At 62.0% G+C, this 21,222-nt stretch carries 5 protein-coding genes; 3 read left to right on the top strand and 2 right to left on the bottom strand.

Annotated elements, in window-relative coordinates; all coding sequences use genetic code 11:
* Positions 1–79: 79 nt before the first annotated feature.
* Positions 80–1,315 carry a hypothetical protein gene (locus tag CHB88_RS07950; RefSeq protein ID WP_143131178.1) on the bottom strand — a complete coding sequence of 412 codons (1,236 nt, stop codon included), beginning with the start codon at positions 1,313–1,315 and terminating at the stop codon, positions 80–82.
* A gap of 257 nt (positions 1,316–1,572) precedes the next feature.
* On the opposite strand from CHB88_RS07950, the gene CHB88_RS24330 reads away from it, so the two are divergent.
* Complete coding sequence (locus tag CHB88_RS24330; RefSeq protein ID WP_143131179.1) at positions 1,573–2,352, top strand: hypothetical protein; 780 nt, start codon at positions 1,573–1,575, stop codon at positions 2,350–2,352.
* A gap of 347 nt (positions 2,353–2,699) precedes the next feature.
* On the opposite strand, the gene glgX is transcribed toward CHB88_RS24330, so the two are convergent.
* Positions 2,700–4,808 (bottom strand): glycogen debranching protein GlgX, encoded by a 2,109-nt coding sequence (glgX, locus tag CHB88_RS07960; RefSeq protein ID WP_089398771.1) that lies wholly within the window; start codon positions 4,806–4,808, stop codon positions 2,700–2,702.
* A gap of 379 nt (positions 4,809–5,187) precedes the next feature.
* On the opposite strand from glgX, the gene CHB88_RS07965 reads away from it, so the two are divergent.
* Both CHB88_RS07965 and CHB88_RS07970 read left to right on the top strand, forming a co-directional pair.
* Positions 5,188–11,247 carry a beta strand repeat-containing protein gene (locus CHB88_RS07965; protein WP_089398772.1) on the top strand — a complete coding sequence of 2,020 codons (6,060 nt, stop codon included), beginning with the start codon at positions 5,188–5,190 and terminating at the stop codon, positions 11,245–11,247.
* A 548-nt stretch (positions 11,248–11,795) separates the two neighbouring features.
* Positions 11,796–21,212, top strand: coding sequence for an MBG domain-containing protein (locus tag CHB88_RS07970; RefSeq protein ID WP_176442372.1), 9,417 nt, complete (start codon positions 11,796–11,798; stop codon positions 21,210–21,212).
* The last annotated feature ends 10 nt before the right edge of the window (positions 21,213–21,222 follow it).

Here is a 21,222-nt window from a genome sequence, read left to right on the forward strand (position 1 = left end):
TGCGACCGAATGGCTCTGTTAGGGGTGTAACTAAGCAAGTCCTCTAGGCGACCATAGCGGCTGCCGCTATATGAGAGCATCACAAAGCCGCCTTGCCAGTGTTACCACCATCAAAGAACTCCACGATATCGCCAGGATAGTTCTTGGTAACGATCCTGACGTTCGGATACCGCTCTCGGGAAACTCCGTACTTTTTCAGTGCAACTTGCAACGCCTCAACGTCATTTTGATCATTAGGGTTAATCCCGTTACCGAAACGGGAAAGAAAGTAGGCAAGAATGGTGAGCGAACCACCCCCGTCGACTTTCCACTGATTTTGCAAGCCATCAGCAATACTTTTCGCAGCCCGCTCGATGAATTCCTGCTTGGTGGCAGCGTTCTTGAGGTTGTCAGGAGTGTCTTTCAAGATCAGCAGATCGTTTCCACCTCCCGTGACAATTTCATCACTTCCCTTGGCGTTGTATATGTCATTACTTTTCCCGCCAATCATTCTATTATTTCGGGTGCGGAATGCCATGGGTCGTCTTTGTTCCGTCCAGGGCAAAAGCTTATCGAGGACAGAATAAGTTTGGGTGTCGGAATTGAATTCAATCGGACCGGTGCTTTGTCTGGCATTCACGACGTTCCCAAGCCCAGTAATGGCGACCTGGTTGTCGGCACGCTCATTCGCGGCTGCACCGCCACTTAGCTGGAGATTGATGCGGCTGTTAATCGCCTCGACACGAATATAAGCCGGCTTTCCGGGGTCGGCTAAAGTCGCAGAGGTGTTTATATTGAACGGACCGGGCAACTGATACCACTCGTTTCCGCCCAGGGTCACCAACTTGAACGCTGAGTTCTTCGAAGCAGCAGGAACGCTGGTCTTTTGCCAAGTGGGAGGCTGTCCGGTCTCCCTTTGGAGAAGATAGGCGTCTAGCGACTTTGTATGTCGACTCAAGCCGGGAAATTCAACCAAGGTTTTCAGGTACCCGAGCAATTGCAAAAAATCTTTTTGCCGACCCCGCCTGAACTTGTCGAACTGGTCAGGATGGTTGTTCAGCCATGCGAGGCCAATGTCAAGCTGCTGCTGCAAAGCTTTTTTCTGGTCCGCACTGAGCGGCTTTCCAGCGTCAACCGTTTCTGCCGCGCTTAAATACAGTTTGTAAGGCGCGTCATAAATCGCTCTGAATGCTTTTTCTGCTTGTTCGGTAGCTACCTGTCCCGCGTTGAATTTGGCGTTTGACTTGGTCAGCGGCGCTGCTAATGATGGAATTGAGGAGTTTGCAGCAAATGAGCTGAAACGGCTGCAAGCGTCGCGTAGTATCGAAATACCCATTAATGCTCCATTGCCTGGACGTTTGAAGATGAAGGACCGACAGAAAGACCTTATGCGTACGTGAGCCTGAGGTGGCGATCCACAGACTTTGAAAAGAATGCAGGTTTCATACCATCTCGCGCCTTCCTATTGCCATGACGAGCCACTTCAGGAACAGCCACCAACAATGGACGCACGACCAGAAGTGGCACGTGACTTGCTAAAACGCTACAGCGGTGTTTTAGCCGCTCTACTCTTATTCAATCTAGGCAAATTCCATGTCAACCATTTCATCTATATCGGTCTCATCGGCTCACGGGATGGACGAGTCAACGACGTTCCACTCACCCGAGCTGCTTGCAGGGCGAGCGAATTCATGGAAGCCGCACGCAACCAAGCCCAAAACAAGCAGCCGCGCACTGAGCATCGATGCCCGGCAACTGGACGCAGGAAAACCGACAGCAGGCACCTCAACCGCGCTGCTTGAACGTCTTGCCAAGGAGCGCGAAATAAATGGTGCACCGTTCTCAGAAATTCACCTCTGGTTGAATGCCAGCGATGGATACATTTACATGCAGGATGGCCAGGTGAACCTGGCTTGGCTCGCTCGTTGGATGCAAGCCCGGAACATAATGAAACCGCCATCGACGTTAATCATCAGCACCGGCGGCCCCGTCGAATCATTGAATGGCGTATATCACGACGACATCAGTGTCCACGAGACGAAATACAATATCGCACAGCGTGCTGCGACGACGGGCACCAAGATAGTGTTGAAAGGTGAAGGTCGCACCATCATCTTTACACCAAGTGCAGAGCAGCTGAAAAAGGTTCAGCTCGCCGCCGCGCGAGCTGAAGACCTTGTCAATCGGGTCGCGAGGCAGCTCGGCAATTCATTCAAGAGTGAAGAGAAACTGCTGGTCCGAGAATGTGTATTGTCCGATGCCATGTTTAACCGCAGCACGAGAATTGAAACGATCGTTGATGTTGTAAGACGTTTCAGCGAGCTTCCCCTGGAACAAAAACGCCTCGAACTGAACGACATCTACCTGAGGTAAGTGATGATTCATCGCGTTGTCTAAGCGCTTGACTTATCAAGGTATAGAGGCGCTCACCTCCGGCACGTTCCATCGGAAGATGGATGTCCGGGGTGGGCGAGGACGAACAAGGATTCAGGCCGCCGAAACGAAAAGCCCGCACTGGCTGAGATCGGTAGGGAGTACATTTTCGCCGCAGCACATCGCCAGCATGGACAGAGATGAATGTTCCCGTGCTTTCGCCCTGACGAAACGCCATCCTGATATAGGATGGCGTTCCGCCCCTGAAAGTGCAGAAGCACCGAAGCGTTGAATGCTTGCTTCGCCAGCACATTGACTCTCTGGTGCGCCATGCGAGATGGTGCAGCCTACCTCAGCACCTTCGGCACCCGGCTCGCAAACAGCATCACGCTATGCCCCTGCACCTCCACTGCCTCCTCCCCAACCTGCCGAATCTCCGTCTCCCCAACGCTGCTGTCCACCAGCAGATACCAACCGCCATTCATTGCCGGGAAGCGGAAGCGCAGCGGCTCATGCCAGCCGTTGACGAACATGAGCACCTTGTCCACTTCTCCTTTCGGCCCGATGCCGGCGCGCTGCACCGCCAGCGCCCGCGCGTCCCCGTTCTGCCAGGCATCGCCTTCCAGCGCATTGCCCTGTTCGTCGTACCAGGACACGTTCTGCACGCCGGGCGCAATCTCCTCGCCGTGCAGGAAGCGGTGCGACTGCAGCGCCGTGAAGTTGTGGCGGATCGCGCCGAGGCGGCTGACGAAGTCGATCAGCGCCTGGCCTTCCTCCGATTCGGCCAGCTTCCAGTCGACCCAGGAGATCTCGTTGTCCTGGCAATAGGCGTTGTTGTTGCCGCCCTGAGTGCGGCCGAACTCGTCGCCGCCGAGGAGCATCGGCGTGCCTTGCGAGAACATGAGGGTGGCCAGCATGGCGCGCCTCACCTTGTTGCGAAGCTGCTTGATGCCGGGATCATCGGTCGGGCCTTCCGCGCCCCAGTTGGCGCTGTGGTTGTCGGAGTGGCCGTCGTTGTTGTTCTCGCCATTGGCGTCGTTGTGCTTTTCCGAATAGCTGACGAGGTCGTTGAGCGTGAAGCCGTCATGCGAGGTGAGGAAATTGATGGAGGCCCAGGGCTTGCGGCGGCGGCGGTCGAACACGTCGGCCGAGCCGGAGAGGCGGGCGGCGAAGTCGGCGCGCAGGCCGGCGTCGCCGCGCCAGTAGCGGCGCATGCCGTCGCGGTACTTGTCGTTCCATTCGGCGAAGCGCGGCGGATGATTGCCGAGCTGGTAGCCGCCGAGGCCGACATCCCAGGGCTCGGAGATGAGCTTCAGGCGCGACAGCACCGGGTCCTGCAGGATGGCGTCGAAGAAGCCGGAGCCAGGGTCGAAGCCGGTGCCTTCGCGCCCCAGGGTGGCGCCGAGGTCGAAGCGGAAGCCGTCGACATGGAAGGATTCGGCCCAGTAGCGCAGGGAGTCCAGCACCATCTGCAGCACGCGCGGATGGGAGACGTTGAGCGTGTTGCCGCAGCCGGTCTCGTCGATGTAGTAGCGCTCGTTGCCCGGCACGAGGCGGAAGTAGCTGCTGTTGTCGAGGCCGCGGAAGCAGAGCGTCGGGCCCATCTGGTTGCCGCTGCCGGTGTGGTTGTAGACCACGTCCATGATGACCTCGATGCCGGCCGCGTGCAGGCGCCGCACCGCGAGGCGCATGTCGTTCAGGCCGCCGCGGGACATGTAGCTCGGCTCGGGCGCGAAGAAGGAGAGCGGGCTGTAGCCCCAGTAATTGCGCAGGCCCTTGGCGAGCAGGAAGCCTTCCTGCATGAAGGCTTGCACCGGCATCAGTTCCAGCGTGGTCACGCCGAGGCGCTGCAGGTGCTCGATGAAGCGCGGATTGGCCAGCGCGGTGAAGGTGCCGCGCATTTCGCTGCGCAGGTCCTCGCGCAGGATGGAGATGCCCTTCACATGGGCCTCGTAGATGACGGTCTGCTCCCAGGGCACTTCCGGCCGGCGGTCGTCGCCCCAGTTGAAGGCTTCCTCCACCACCACGCCCTTGGGCATGGCGGCGGCGCTGTCGCGCCGGTCGAAGCTCAGGTCCTGGCGCGAGGAGCCGATGCGGTAGCCGAACAGCGCATCGTTCCAGCGCAGCGGGCCGGACAGCTGGCGCGCGTAGGGATCGAGCAGCAGCTTGTGGGGATTGAAGCGGAAGCCGCGCTGCGGCTCATAGGGGCCGTAGACGCGGTAGCCATACAGCAAGCCCGGACCCGCTTCCGGCAGGTAGCCGTTCCAGACTTCGTCGGTGCAGTCCGGCAAGGTCAGGCGCGCGACTTCCTTGCGGCCGGCCGGATCGAACACGCACAGCTCCACCTTTTCGGCATTGGCGGAGAAGACGGCGAAGTTGACGCCGGTGCCGTCATAGGTGGCGCCGAGCGGATAAGTCTTTCCAGGCAGCAGGCGGTCCGGGATTTCAAAGAACATGCGGCAATCTCCATGGGAAGCGGATAGTCGATTCTTGCCGAAATGGCAAATTTCGTACCACGGGTTGCGCAAGACCTTTGCATGTTCAGAAAGGTTTGGATCGCAGCCATGTCACTGAGCCTGAATCGGTTGCTGACAATGGCAAGGTTGCCGGATTCAGCATCCGTCCATCCCCGTTTCCATGGCAAAAATTGCCATGGAAGGCAAGTTTTACTCATCCCCAATCAGAAGCGCTGCCTCTTCGTCAGACACAAGCGGAGCTTAACCCGTCAACCAATTTTGACTGGTAGTGGCACTTCTTGATTCGATTGAACAAACGCGTCGCTGCGCGAACACATTTCTTCCATATGTCATATGGTGCGCCTGCCAAGTCATTCCTATGCTGGACCTTTCTGGTTACACCCATTTTGGCATTCAGGAGTTGTGCATGCAGACGCCAGCGGAAAAGTACGGCCAGCCTTCGAAAACTCACACTTCACCCCGGCAGAAGGAAAAGCGCCCTGTCCTGCGTATGCGGCTTGGCCGTACGCGGCTGACCTTGGTATGGCGGCCGCGCAAGCTGCCTTCTATCTTGTGGCGTCGCTTGTTGCTGCGTGCATTCGTTGGGCTGTTTGGAGTGACCAACATCGTGCAGGCGCAGGTCGCGTCCAACGCCCTGCCCACCGGCGGCCAGGTCTCTGCCGGCTCCGCCAGCATCGCCCAGACCGGCTCGGCCATGACGGTGACCCAGTCCACCCCCAAGGCCATCCTCAACTGGAACAGCTTCGACATCGGCCCGTCCGCCTCCGTCACCTTCAACCAGCCCAGCCGCGATGCCGTGGCGCTGAACCGCGTCGTCGGCATTTCTCCCAGCCAGATCCACGGCCAGCTCAATGCCAACGGGCAGGTCTTTCTCGTCAACCCGCAGGGCATCCTGTTCGGCCCCACCGCTCAAGTGAATGTGGGAGGCCTGGCCGCCTCCACCATGGCGATTGCCGATGCCGATTTCATGAGCGGGAACTACCGCTTCGAGCGCAATGGCAGCACCGCCTCTGTCGTCAACCAGGGCAAGCTCACCGCCGCCGATGCCGGCTACATCGCGCTGCTGGCGCCGGAAGTCATCAATGAGGGTGTCATCACTGCCAGGCTGGGCACGGTGGCCATGGCAGCAGGTGAGGCCATCTCGCTGGACTTTCGTGGCGATGGCGTGCTGGGCGTGACGGTGGACCCGTCCACTGTCAAGACGCTGGTCGAGAACCGGCAGATGGTGATTGCGGAAGGCGGTACCGTCTACTTATCCGCGAAGGCCGCCGGTGCGCTTGGTGGCGTCATGGTCAGCAACAGCGGCACGGTGAAGGCGACCTCGCTGGTGAACCGGGGCGGCATGATCCGGCTGGAGGCCAATGGCGGCGTGATCGACAACAGCGGCACACTGAGCACGGCAGGTGAAGCGGGCGCTGCCGGTGGGCGCATCGAGGTGGCGAACCGGGCGGATGCAGACAGGCCGGTCGGGGTATTGGTGCATACCGGCACCTTGAGCGCCGATGGCAATGGCACAGCGGGCGGTACCATTGCGCTCAAGCTCGATCGCATGTTGAGCGCTGGCCGTATCAGTGCAGCAGGCATTAAAGGCGGGCTCATCGATGTGCAGCTCACCAGCGATTTGATGGAAACCTCCGCCGCCACACTGAGCGTCAATGGTATTGACCAAGCCGGCGGCATCACGGTGCAGAGCAGCGGTGGAAGACTCTTCACGTCAGGCCGCTATGAGGCGATTGGCCGCACTGGCGGCAGCATCGATGTGCTGGGCCAGGATATCGCTCTGAATGCCGCCACGCTGGACGCGGCCGGCAGGCAGCAGGGCGGCACGATACGCATCGGCGGCGACTGGCAGGGCAGCGGCGATGTGCAGCGCGCACAGAGCACTTACGTCACCCATGCCAGCAGCATTCGCGCCGACGCGACCGAACAGGGCAATGGCGGCCGCGTGGTGGTATGGAGCGACGGCAAAACCAGCTTCTACGGCAGCGTGAGCGCGCGCGGCGGCAAGGACGGCGGCAATGGCGGCATGATGGAGGTATCGGGCAAGCAGCAGCTGATCTTCGGCGGCAAGGCCGATGCCGGAGCGACGCAGGGCGAAAAGGGACTATTGCTGCTGGATCCGAAGAACATCACGATCGATTCGACCGGCAGCGGCGTGGCGGCATTCGACCTTCTTGATCCGCATCCCCAGGACAACACCTACCTGGGTGAATGGCAGGCGAAGGTTCTGCCAAACGACAATATTGTCCTGACCAAGGGCTACGACAACTTTGCCGCGACGCGGGCAGGCGCGGTGTATCTATTCGACGGCAAGACCGGCGCCCTGATCAGCCTGCTGACAGGCAGCAAGCCCTTCGACTGGGTTGGCAGGTCCGGGCGTGTTTGGGTTCTGCAAAACGGTAATTTCGTTGTTGGCAGCAATTACTGGGGTAACGGCACAGCGACACGGGCGGGCGCAGCGACGTGGGGCAGCGCCGTGACCGGCGTCAGCGGTATCGTTTCAAGCACCAACAGCTTGGTCGGCACGCAAACCAAAGATCGCGTGAGCGAGGACGGCATCACGGTGCTCGCCAACGGCAACTATGTCGTGCAGAGCGGTTATTGGGCCAATGGCACAGCGACGCAGGCCGGCGCTTCGACGTGGGGCAACGGCGCCACCGGCATCAGCGGCGTGGTGTCCAGCACCAACAGCCTGGTCGGAAGCCAAGCAAATGATCGCGTGGGTGCTCAGGCGATCGCTGCGTTGAGCAACGGCAATTACGTCGTTCCGAATTATCTTTGGGCCAATGGCACCGCGACACAGGCGGGTGCCGTTACCTGGGCAAACGGCGGCATCGGCATCAGCGGGCTGATTTCCAGCACCAACAGTCTGGTTGGCGCTCAGGCGAATGACCAAGTGGGTGCGGACGGAGTCAAGCTGCTAAGCAATGGCAACTATGTCGTGGCCAGCCCTTTCTGGAGCAATGGCACCGCGACCAATGCGGGTGCTGTCACTTGGGGAAATGGTGCCGCCGGCATCAGCGGCGTGGTTTCAAGTACCAACAGCTTGGTCGGTGGGCAGACAAATGACCAGGTTGGCTACATCAACAAGATAACTGCCCTCGCCAACGGCAATTATGTGGTGGCCAGTCCCACATGGGCCAATGGCACCGCAACCAATGCCGGCTCCGCCACTTGGGGAAATGGCGCTACTGGCACCAGCGGCATGGTTTCCGCCGCGAATAGCCTGGTCGGGAGCCAGCCAGGCGACCAAGTGAGTTATCAAGGGATCGCAACGCTGAGCAACGGGAACTATGTCGTCATCAGTCCCTTTTGGGCCAATGGGACGGCGACTTCCGCCGGCGCCGTGACATGGGCCAATAGCGCCACCGGCATTAGCGGTTTGGTCTCCAGCACCAACAGCCTCGTTGGAACGCAGCCGAATGATCAAGTGGGCTGGGCCGGAATCACGCCGTTGGCTAACGGCAACTATGTGGTAGCCAGCCGATTTTGGGCCAATGGCACCGTGACCAACGCCGGCGCCGCCACCTGGGGTAGCGGCACTGCCGGCATCATCGGCGTCATTTCGCCCACCAACAGCTGGGTGGGGAGCCAGGCCGATGACCAGGTGAGCTCGGATGGGATCATGGCGCTTGCCAATGGCAACTACGTGGTGGTGAGCGCAAACTGGGCCAATGGCGCGGCGGTGAATGCCGGCGCCGCGACATGGGGCGATGGCGTCGTTGGCAGCAGCGGCGTCGTATCCGTCGCTAATAGTCTCATTGGTGGACAAGCTGGTGACCAAGTCGGTACGCAAGGAGTTACAGCGCTTTCCAATGGCAACTATGTCGTACACAGCCCCCTTTGGACAAATTTCACCACGACTAATGCGGGTGCGGCGACATGGGGTAACGGCGCCACCGGCACCAGCGGTGTGGTTTCTGCCGCCAATAGCCTTGTCGGCACACACGCCGATGACTATGTGAGTTCTTATGGAATCACGGCCCTGAACAATGGCAATTATGTGGTCAATAGCGCGCTGTGGGCCAATGGCACGGCCACGCGGGCTGGCGCTGTCACCTGGGGCAATGGCGCCACGGGAACCAGCGGCGTCATTTCAGGCGCCAACAGCTTGGTCGGCTTGCAGAGCGATGACTGGGTAGGCGGCCAAGGTGTCACGGCGCTCAACAACGGTAACTATGTAGTGCGCAGCGTTAACTGGACAAATGGCACGGCAACCCTGGCGGGCGCCGTCACCTGGGGCAATGGCACCGCTGGCATCAAGGGGGCTGTATCGGGCGCCAACAGCTTGATTGGAACGCAAGCCACGGATCGAGTGGGTGCCTATGGGATCACGGTGCTAGGCAATGGCAACTATGTAGTCCGCAGCCCTTTCTGGTCGAATGGAACGGTCACGCAGGCTGGCGCTGTCACCTGGGGCAATGGCGCCGGCGGCACCAGCGGCGCGGTGTCCGGTGCCAACAGCTTAACCGGTACCTATGCCTACGATACCATCGGCGATGCCAATGCAATCTACACACTCTCCAATGGAAATCTCCTGGTTGTCGCCAGCAATGCACAAGTGGGCACGCATCCCGGCGCCGGCCGTGCCATCATTGCCGTTCCACGCGTACAGAACCTGGCCTACGCCGACTTCCCTAACTACGACGTCACGCTGGCGCCATCCGCCATTACGAGCGTTACCAGCACCGGCACCGCCGTGCTGCTGCAGGCTTCCAACGACATTACCATCAATAGCCCGCTGATCACTTCGGGCGGCGGCAATGGTGGGAACATGACTTTCCAAGCCGGCGGCAGCATCAATCTCAATGCCGACATCGTTACCGACAATGGCAACATTACGCTCATCGCCAATGACAAGCTCTCCTCCGGCGTGGTCGATTCCAACCAGGGTCCCGGCGCCGCAACCATCAACATGGCCAACGGCACGGTTCTGAATGCAGGCAGCGGCGATGTGCTCATCAAGTTGGACGACGGCGCCGGCAAAACCAATAGCGCCTACGGCAACATGACACTGGAGCAGGTGCAAGGCGGCACCATCACTGCCACCACGCCTTCTGGATCGAATATCATCCTCAACGGCACCCTGACCGCCACAGGAAGCGGCAACTCGGTGGTGCTCGCGGCAGGAGGCAATTTCATTAACAATGCCGGTGCCTCGGCCATTAACCCCGGTCCCGGACACTATCTGGTGTATTCGCAGTCGCCTCTTACCAATACGAATGGCGGCTTGAACGCGTTGCCCTTGTACAATAAAACCTATGCCGCAAATCCGCCGACCTCCATCGCCAACAGCAGCAACCTCCTGGTCTACAGCCTGGCTCCCGTACTGACCTTTACCGCAGACGATGCAAGCCAGCCTTACGGCAGCCCAACACCAACCTTGACGTACAGCGTCACTGGACTGGTTAACGGCGATGGACTGGGCATGGCAACCAGCGGCGCGCCGGCATTGAGTACCACTGCTTCGACAAATAGCAGCCCCGGCAATTACAGTATCAATATTGCCCAAGGCACGCTGACATCGGAACTTGGCTACAACCTGGCATTCACCCCCGGCACGCTGACGGTGGTCGCTGCACCGACGCCAACCCCAACACCCGCGCCGACGCCAACTCCGACACCTGTGCCGGCTCCAACTCCGACACCTGCGCCGGCTCCAGCACCGACTCCTGCGCCGACGCCAACTCCAACTCCTGTGTCGACTCCTGCGCCGACGTCAACTCCGGCTCCAGCCCCTGCGCTGATTCCTGCGCCGATTCCTGCGACAGTTCCTGTACCAAAACTAGCGCCGCCGTTGGAAAACACCCAAGTCCTTCCGAACATTTCGGTACCGCCCGCCCAAACCCTGCTTCAGTTTATCTCTCTTCATTCGGAACCGAAGAGCGAAACGCCCACTGCTTCAAATGTTTCCGCGCCTCCTACAGCTCAAGGCGGTGGCATCCCATCGGTTCCCGCTCAAAGCGTGACCATCCCGTCCATTCCAGCGCAAAGCGAGCGCAGCATCCCGTCGATACCCGGGGGTTCTTCCAGCAGCTCGTATAGCATCACAAGCCCCGGGCGCCCTGCCAGCGCGGTTGAGCCAGCAGACCGCTTGACCCAAATCTGCTTCAGCACGATAACGGTGGAGCGGGATCCCGACGGTTGCATCGCACACTTGGCGACCAAAATCCCAAACGGCAGGAACGATGGGCAACCAGGTTCAGGAAAATGCAGCGTTGCGGAAAACGTGACCGCCCGCCGTTTTGATGGCAGTCCGTTGCCGGCTTGGGTGCAGTTCGATCCCAAAACGATTAGCTTCAGCGCAATCAACCCACCGCCCGGAGCCCTTCCGTTGCTGGTGGAAATCGGCTTTCAGTATGCCAGCAAAGGGCAAGCCATCATCCATACCTTGCTGGAGAAGTGCAGCGATGATTAAGCGGTCCAAGTAAATCACTCATCCGAAGAACCGTGCGCATCAGCTTGAAATTCCGCCTGGAAGGAGGCGTCTGGCATCGGCCATACCGCAACATGCTGTCGTGATGAGAAGACATTGCCTGTGGGTGAATCAGGCACATGGGTTTCTTTCGTCCGGAAAGGACATTTACACCGCAAATTAAATTTGAATGTGGGAAATGAAGGGGCTTTACGTTTCAAAAGTAAGAAGGCCAGTGGAAATTCGCTTGAGGGTGACTTGTTTCATATTGGCCGGTTGGTGCCGTGAATCCTATGCTATTTAGTTGTATCTGGTGCACAAAAATCGCCTAGATGCCTTTCATGGACAGATTGGCCGCCAAACAACCAAATTCATTTTCCGGCCCACGAACCGCCCCACCCGCCAGGCAGCGATGCATGCAGCTGCGCTTGGGCCGGACAAGGCTTATCGTTCGATGGCGGCCCAGGAAAGTATCCTCCGGACTCTGGTGCCGGTTATTGCTGCGCGCCCTCCTAGGCCTGTGCGGCACTGCTTCATTGGCGCAAGCCCAAGTGGCACCGGCTGTCCTGCCCGCCGGCGCTCAAGTCTCTGCCGGCGCCGCCAGCATCGCCCAGTCCGGCTCGGCCATGACGGTGACCCAGTCCACCCCCAAGGCCATCCTCAACTGGAACAGCTTCGATATCGGCCCGTCCGCCTCCGTCACCTTCAATCAGCCCAGCCGCGATGCCGTGGCACTGAACCGCGTCGTTGGCCTCTCGCCCAGCCAGATCCACGGCCAGCTCAATGCCAACGGGCAGGTCTTCCTCGTCAACCCGCAGGGCATCCTGTTCGGTCCCACCGCTCAGGTGAATGTAGGAGGCCTGGTCGCCTCCACCATGGCGATTGCCGATGCCGATTTCATGAGCGGGAACTACCGCTTCGAGCGCAACGGCAGCACCGCCTCTGTCGTCAACCAGGGCAAGCTCACCGCCGCCGATGCCGGCTACATTGCGCTCTTGGCGCCGGAAGTGATCAATGAAGGTGTCATTACCGCCAGGCTCGGCACGGTGGCCATGGCCGCCGGCGAAGCCATCTCGCTGGACTTTCGTGGCGATGGCGTGCTGGGCGTGTCAGTAGATGCAGCCACCGTCAAGACGCTGGTGGAAAACAGGCAGATGGTGATCGCGGAAGGCGGTACCGTCTACTTATCCGCGAAGGCCGCCGGCGCGCTTGGCGGCGTCATGGTCAGCAACAGCGGCACGGTGAAGGCGACGTCGCTGGCGAACCGGGGGGGCGTGATCCGGCTGGAGGCCAATGGCGGCGTGATCGACAACAGCGGCACACTGAGCACGGCAGGTGAAGCGGGCGCTGCCGGCGGGCGCATCGAGGTGGCAAACCGGGCGGATGCAGACAGGCCGGTCGGGGTATTGGTGCATACCGGCACCATGAACGCGGATGGGAATGGCGCAGCCGGCGGGCAGATCGCCCTCACGCTGGACAAGCTGCTGAGCGCAGGACAGATAAGCGTCAATGGCAGCAGCGGCGGGCGCATAGATGCGCAGCTCACTGGCGACCTGCTTGAGACGACTTCAGCCAAACTGAGCGCCAATGGCACGGACCAGGGCGGCAGCATCACCATGCAGAGCAGCGGCGGGCGTCTGTTCAGCTCCGGCCGCTACGAGGCCAAGGGCCACGTCGGCGGCGGCATCGACATGCTGGGCCGGGACATCGCCCTGAATGCCGCCGCGCTGGATGCATCGGGCGCGCAGCAGGGCGGCACGATCCGCATCGGCGGCGACTGGCAGGGCAGCGGCGATGTGCAGCGTGCGCAGAGCACCTATGTCACCCAGGCCACCAGCATCACGGCCGATGCGACTGAAAAGGGAAATGGCGGCAAGGTGGTGGTATGGAGCGATGGGCAGACCAGCTTCTATGGCACGGCCAGTGCACGGGGCGGCATGCAGGGTGGCGACGGCGGCGCGATCGAAGTGTCGGGCAAGGCACAGCTGACGTTCGGCGGCATGGGCGATGCAAGTGCGGCGGCGGGCAAGGCGGGCGTGCTGCTGCTGGATCCGAAGAACATCGTCATCGACAGCACGGGCAGCGGCATTGCGGCGTTCGATCTGCTCGATCCCAATCCGCAGAGCGGGGGCGCTTTCGGTGCCAGCACGAGCAACCGCTTGACCGTTCTATCAAACGGCAATCTGGCGGTGGCCAAGCCGGCGGACAGCTTTGTTGCCAATAATGCAGGTGCCGCATATCTGTTCAATGGCACGTCGGGCGCGCTGATCAGCACGCTCAGCGGTTCGCAAGCCAACGATCAGGTCGGTCTCGGGGGAATCACCGCCCTAAGCAACGGCAATTACGTGGTGAGCAGCTATAACTGGGCCAACGGCACGGCGACCAATGCCGGTGCGGCAACCTGGGGAAACGGCGCGACAGGTATCACAGGGTTCGTCTCCAGCACCAATAGCCTGGTGGGATTGAAAGCCAATAATTACGTCAGCAAGGGCGGCATCACCGCCTTAAGCAACGGCAATTACGTGGTGAGCAGCTATAACTGGACCAATGGCACGCTCAACAATGCTGGCGCGGTCACCTGGGGGAATGGCGCCTCGGGCATCACCGGCCTGGTAACCAGTTCCAATAGCCTGGTCGGGTCGTGGAAAAACGACCAGGTGGGAATAGGCGGCGTCAGTGCCCTAAGCAACGGCAACTACGTCGTGAACAGCTACAACTGGGCAAACATCGGCGCACTCTTTGTCGGGGCCGTCACATGGGGGAACGGGACATCCGGCATCACCGGCGCCATTTCCAGCAGCAACAGCCTGATCGGATCGCAAGCGAACGACCAGGTTGGCTATGCCGGCATTACCGTTTTGAGCAACGACAACTATGTGGTGAAAAGCCCTTACTGGGCAAACGGTACGGTGTCCAGCGCTGGCGCGGCGACATGGGGCAGGGGCACATCGGGCGTCGCCGGCCTGATCACCGGTACCAACAGCCTGGTCGGCTCGAGCGCCAACGATCAAATCGGGATCGGCGGCGTCAGCGCTCTGGCTAACGGCAACTACGTGGTGAACAGCTACTACTGGGCTAATGGCACGGCGACACGCGCCGGCGCGGCGACCTGGGGTAACGGCGCATCCGGCATTACCGGTTCGGTCGACAGCAACAACAGCCTGGTAGGATCCAGAACCAACGATCTGGTGAGCATTGGCGGCACGACGGCTCTGAGCAACGGCAACTATGTCGTTACCAGCTATAACTGGGCCAATGGAACGAATGCCAATGCCGGCGCGGCGACCTGGGGTAACGGCACAACGGGCATCACCGGCTTGATCTCCGCTACCAACAGCCTGGTCGGAACAACGGGCACTGTCGGGCGGGGCGGCACCGTCGCGCTCACCAATGGAAATTATGTCGTCAATAGCTACACCTGGGCCAATGGCGCATCCAATAACGCCGGAGCGATCACGTGGGGAGATGGAAACGCCGGGCTTGCGGGGACCGTATCCAGCACCAACAGCCTCATCAGCACGAAGGCCAATGACTTTATCGGCTATGGCGGCGTCACCGCCCTGAGCAACGGCAATTATGTGGTGAACAGCTATTTCTACTATTGGCCAAACGGCTCGACGAATGCCGGTGCCATCACGTGGGGAAACGGCACAGGTGGAACAACCGGCCTGGTCTCCAGCACCAACAGCCTCGTCGGCGCGAAATCCAATGATTACGTTGGATATGGCGGAGTAACCGCCTTGAGCAATGGGAGCTACGTGGTCAACAGCTACCGCTGGGGCAACGGCACGGCAACCAGCGCCGGCGCGGTGACCTGGCTGAACGGCACGTCGGCCTTCTCGGGCCTGGTTTCCAGCGCCAACAGCCTGGTCGGGTCGCAGACCAATGATCAGGTGGGGCTGGGAGGGATAACCGCTCTCGCTAACAGCAATTTTGTCGTAAGCAGTCATAACTGGGCCAACGGCACGGCAACCAGCGTCGGCGCGGTGACATGGACCAGTGCGACTTCGCCGCTGACAGGCGCGGTCGGCGCCAGCAACAGCCTTGTCGGAAGCTATGCCGGCGATCAGATGGGTGCTTCGACCGTACGCGAACTCGCCAATGGCAATGTTCTGACCGGAGCTTCTTCCGCCCGCAGCGGAACGACAAGCAATGCCGGCCGCATTTCGATTATTGCGCCGGGCACGACTAACCCGAGCTTCGGCACCTACCCGGCCGGCGACATCTACCTCAATCCCGCCTACCTCACCAAGATCACCAACACCGGCACGTCGCTCGTCCTGCAGGCCAACAATGACATCACCGTCAACAGCGCGGTGACCACTTCAGCCAGCGGCAATGGCGGCACGCTCACCCTGCAGGCCGGCCGCAGCATCAGCCTCAATGCCAGCATCACCACCGACAACGGCAACCTCACCCTCATTGCCAACGACAAGCTCGCCTCCGGCGTGGTCGACGCCTATCGCGATCCCGGCACGGCGGTGTTGTCCATGGCCAGCGGCACGGTGCTCGATGCTGGTACAGGCAATATCGTGCTCAAGATCGAGGATGGCGCCGGCAAGACCAACAAGAGCTATGGCGGCATGACGCTGCGCCAGGTGCAGGGCAAGACCATTACCGCCACCACGCCCACCGGCTCCAACATCACGCTCAATGGCACCGTGAGCGCCACCGCCAGCGGCGATTCGGTGGTGCTGGCCGCCGGCGGCAACTTCGTCAACAATGCCGGCGCTTCCGCCATCAACCCCGGCGCCGGGCGCTATCTGGTGTATTCGCAGTCGCCGTTGCTCAACACCCTCGGCGGCCTGTCGGCCCTGCCGCTGTACAACAAAACCTATGCGGCCGATCCGCCCGCAACGATCACCAGCAGCGGCAGCCGCTTCATCTACAGCCTGGCGCCGACGCTGACCTACACCGCCGACAACGCCAGCCGGGTGTATGGCGATGCCAACCCGTCGCTGACCTACAGCGTGAGCGGGCTGGTGGGCAGCGATGCGCTCGGCACCGCCGCCAGCGGTTCGCCGACGCTGAGCATCACCGCCACGCCGAGCAGCAACGTCGGCAGCTACGCCATCAGCATCAGCCAGGGTTCGCTGGTGTCGGACCTCGGCTACAGCCTTGCCTTCGTCAATGGCACGCTGAGCGTGACGCCAGCGCCGCTGACCATCAGCACCAGCGCCGTCACCAAGACCTATGACGGCACCACCAGCGCAGCGGGCAATCCGATCGTCACCGCCGGCACGCTCTACAACGGCACTACGCTGTCCGGCGGCAGCTACGCCTTCCTCGACAAGAACGCGGGCACCGGCAAGACGGTGACCGTTTCCGCCGTGACCGTCAACGACGGCAACGGCGGCGGCAACTACAGCGTCACCTATGCCAGCAACACCGGCAGCACCATCGATCCGAAGACCCTCACCGTCACGGCGGCGGGCCAGAACAAGGTCTATGACGGCACGACCTCCGCCAGCGTCACCTTGTCGGATGACCGCATCGCGGGCGACGCGCTTTCGCTGAGCTACCTGAACGCCTCCTTCGCCGACAAGCATGCCGGCACGGGCAAGACGGTCAGCGTCAACGGCCTGGGCAAGAGCGGCGCCGACGCCGGCAACTATGTTCTGGCGGGCACGAGCGCCGTCGCCAGCGCCGATATCACGCCCGCCTCGCTGATCATCACGGCGGATGGCAAGACCAAGGTCTATGGCGACGCCAATCCCGGCCTGAGCGCCACCTATAGCGGGTTTGCAAGCGGCGATACCGCTGCCAGCCTGACCGGCGCACTGAACCTGGCCACGCCGGCGACCGCTGCATCCGGCACTGGCAGCTATGCCATCACGCCCAGCGGCCAGAGCAGCGGCGACTACAGCATCAGCTATGTGCCTGGTGCACTCACCGTCACGCCGGCGCCGCTCAACATTACGGCCGATGGCAAGAGCAAGGTCTACGGCGACGCCAACCCGGCCTTCACGGCTTCCTACGCCGGCCTTCGAAATGGAGATACGGCGGCAAGCCTTTCCGGCAGCCTGAGCTACTCCACTGCCGCCGGGACCGGCTCGAACGTAGGCAGCTACACCATCACGCCTGGTGGGCAAAGCAGCGGCAACTACAGCATCACGTATGTCGATGGCACGCTCGACGTCACACCCGCGCCGCTTGCCGTCACTGCCGTCGATGGCAGCCGGCAGTATGGGCTGGCCAATCCCGGCTTCACCGCGTCTTATGCGGGATTCAAGAATGGCGAGAGCGCGGCCAGCCTGGGCGGCACGCTGACGTTCTCGACCGCGGCCGCGCCGGCGTCGAATGTCGGCAGCTACAGCGTCACGCCCGGCGGATACACATCGTCGAACTACAGCATCAGCTACGTTCCCGGCACGCTGACCATTACGCCCGCGCCGCTCACCATCAGGAGCAGCGATGTCGTCAAGACGTACGACGGCACGATGAATGCAGCAGGCAGCCTCGTGGTCGCCTCCGGCAGCCTGTACAACGGCAACACGCTGTCCGGCGGCAGCTACGCCTTCCTCGACAAGAACGCGGGCACCGGCAAGACGGTGACCGTTTCCGGCGTGACCGTCAACGACGGCAATGGCGGCAGCAACTACAGCGTCACCTACGCCGACAACACGAACAGCGCCATCACCCCGAGGGCGCTCACCGTCACGGCAAGCGCGCAGAACAAGGTCTACGATGGCACGGTCCTGGCCACGGCCGCGCTGGCCGACGACCGGATCGTCGGCGATGCCCTCACCACCGGCTATGCCTCCGCCGTCTTCGCCGACAGGAACGCCGGCACTGCGAAGAACGTGACCGTATCCGGCATTTCCCTTGCCGGCGCCGACGCCGGCAATTACACGTTCAATGTCGTCGCCGGCGCGAGCGCCGACATCGCGCCGCGGCCGCTGACCGTTGCCGCCACCGGCCAGAACAAGGTCTATGACGGCACGACCGCGGCAACGGTGAATCTGTCGGACGACCGCATTGCCGGCGATATCCTTGCCGCCAGCTACACGAACGCGGCATTCGCCGACAAGCATGCCGGCATCAGCAAGGCCATCAGCGTAAGCGGCATCGCCAAAAGCGGAACGGATGCCGGCAACTATGTCCTGGCCAATCCAAGCACCGTCGCCAGCGCCGACATCACGCCCGCAGCGCTCACCATCACCGCCGATGACAAGAGCAGGCTCTATGGCGTTGCCAATCCTGCCCTTACCGCGATCTATGCCGGCCTGGTCGGCGGCGATTCGGCGGCCAGCCTGGCCGGCACGCTCAGCCTGTCCACGCCGGCCGGCCCCGCCTCGAACGTCGGCGCCTATGCCATCACGCCTTCAGGACAGAGCAGCGGCGACTACACGATCAGCTACCTGCCCGGCACGCTGAGCGTGACGCCCGCGCCGCTGACCATCAGCAGCGGCGCCGTCACCAAGACCTATGACGGCACCACCAGCGCAGCCGGCAATCCGATCGTTACCGCCGGCACGCTCTACAACGGCAACACGCTGTCCGGCGGCAGCTACGCCTTCCTCGACAAGAACGCGGGCACCGGCAAGACGGTGACCGTATCCGGCGTGACCGTCAGCGATGGCAACGGCGGCGGCAACTACAGCATCACCTACGCCGACAACACGAACAGCGCCATCAATCCGAAGCCGCTTGCGCTTTCCGCCACGGCGCAGAACAAGACTTACGACGGGACATCGGTTGCCGCCGTGTCGCTTGCCGATGACCGCATCGCCGGCGACGTGCTATCCGCCGCTTATGCCGCCGCCAGCTTCAGCGATAAAAACGCCGGCACTGGAAAGACCGTCACGGTGTCCGACCTCTCGCTTTCCGGGGCCGACGCCCGGAATTACACCGTGAACGCTTCCGTCGCCACGGTAGCCGACATCACGCCGCGGATCTTGACGGTAACGGCCACCGGCCAAAACAAGATCTATGACGGCTCAGCCAGCGCCACGGTCGCGCTGCTGGATGACCGCATCGCCGGCGATGCGCTTTCCATCAGCCATGGCGGGGCTTCCTTTGCCGACAAGCATGCCGGCATCGGCAAATCCATCGCCGTGAGCGGCATCAGCAAGAGCGGAGCGGATGCCGGCAATTATGCTTTCGCCAGCACGGGCGCGACGGCGACCGCCGATATTTCGCCCGCCCCGCTCGCCATCGTCGCGGATGACAAGAGCAGGCTCTATGGCGATGCCAATCCCGCCTTTACCGCCTCCTACACCGGCCTGCGCAGCGGCGATACCCCGGCCAGCCTTGCCGGCAGCCTGACCTTTTCCACGCCGGCCCATGGCGCCTCCCATGTCGGCAGCTACGCCATCACGCCCGCCGGGCTGAGCAGCGGCGACTACAGCATCAGCTATGTCGGCGGCACACTGGCGGTCGCGCCGTCGCCGCTGACGGTCACGGCCGACAATGCCAGCCGGCAGTACGGGCTGGCCAACCCTTCCTTCACTGCGTCCTACAGCGGCTTCAAGAACGGCGATACCGCTTCCTCGCTGGGCGGCACGCTGGCTTTCTCCACCGCTGCCACTGCGGGTTCGAATGTCGGCAGCTATGGCATCGCGCCGAATGGGCACGCCTCCAGCAACTACAGCATCAGCTATGCGCCCGGCACACTGACCGTCACGCCCGCGCCCATCACCATCAGCAGCAGCGATGTGAGCAAGATCTACGACGGTACCACCAGCGCCGCGGGCAGCGCGGTCATTGCCTCAGGCAGCCTGTACAACGGCAATACGCTCACGGGCGGCAGCTACGCCTTCCTGAACAGGAACGCCGGCACCGGCAAGACGGTCACCGTGACGGGCGTGACCGTCAACGACGGCAACGGCGGGAACAACTACAGCATCACCTACGCAAACAACACCGGCAGCACCATCACCCGCAAGCCACTCGCCGTCACCGCTGCCGGCCAGGACAAGGTCTACGACGGCACGACCGCCGCCATGGTGACCTTGTCGGATGACCGCATCCTCGGCGATGCGCTATCCATCAGTTACGGCAGCGCCGCGTTCGCCAGCAAGAACGCCGGCCCAAATCAGGCCGTTGCGGTGCACGGGATAGCGGCATCGGGACTGGATGCGGCAAATTACCAGCTGGCCGGCACCACCGCCGCGGCCACCGCCAGCATCGCCAAGGCGCCGCTGACCATCACTGCCGATGACAAGAACCGGCTGATGAGCCAGGCGACTCCTCCCTTCACCGCCACCTATGCCGGCCTCGTGGCGGGCGAGAGCGCGGCGGATTTGAGCGGGACGCTGGCATACGCGACACCGGCCACCAGCGTCTCGCCGCCGGGCAGCTACGCCATCGTGCCGTCGGGGCAAACCTCGTCCAATTACGCCATCAGCTTTGCGGCCGGGACCTTGAAGGTAGCGGCCGATCCTTTGCCTGCACCTGCACCTGCACCTGTGCCATCGCCCTCGACATCGCCCGCATCCTCGCCCGCATCCGCACCGGTTCAGACGCCGCCCGTTAATGCCCCGGTATCCGGCCCTCCCTTGCCCACTGCGCAGCAGCCGCTCGGTGATACACCGACTAGCCCATCCACCTGGCTCCCGCCCGTGCGCACCCTCCTGGACCTGATTGCGCCGAGCGGGGCTGCGGCGCCCCTGCTCAGAAACGTCAACGGCGACGGCGAACGGCAGGAAAACCCCAACCGCATTGGCAGCGGCAAGGGTTGGAACGATAGCCTCGGCAGCGTCCGCTTGGCCGCGACTACCGTCGAGCGCGATGTGGACGGCTGCCTCATCTCTCCCAGCCGATGCGCTCCACCAGACAAGGTCATTGCGCGCCGCGCGGACGGCGAGCCCCTGCCCGGCTGGCGGCTGTTCGACGCCGAGTCCCTGCGCTCCATTGTCCTCGATCCGCCGCCCGGATCGCTTCCCTTGCCGGTGGAATTGACGCTGCGGCGGGAGCGCGGCAGCGAAGCCGTCATCCGCACCCTGCCGGAGCGAAGTTCTCAGTAAGCGCTGCTGC

The sequence above is a fragment of the Noviherbaspirillum humi genome (assembly GCF_900188095.1).
Taxonomy (GTDB): domain Bacteria; phylum Pseudomonadota; class Gammaproteobacteria; order Burkholderiales; family Burkholderiaceae_D; genus Noviherbaspirillum; species Noviherbaspirillum humi.

Excerpts from the sequence above, each read along its gene's own strand:
- CHB88_RS07950 (WP_143131178.1), bottom strand. The coding sequence starts at position 1,315 with ATGGGTATTTCGATACTACGCGACGCTTGCAGCCGTTTCAGCTCATTT.
- CHB88_RS24330 (WP_143131179.1), top strand. The coding sequence starts at position 1,573 with ATGTCAACCATTTCATCTATATCGGTCTCATCGGCTCACGGGATGGAC.
- glgX (WP_089398771.1), bottom strand. The coding sequence starts at position 4,808 with ATGTTCTTTGAAATCCCGGACCGCCTGCTGCCTGGAAAGACTTATCCG.
- CHB88_RS07965 (WP_089398772.1), top strand. The coding sequence starts at position 5,188 with ATGCTGGACCTTTCTGGTTACACCCATTTTGGCATTCAGGAGTTGTGC.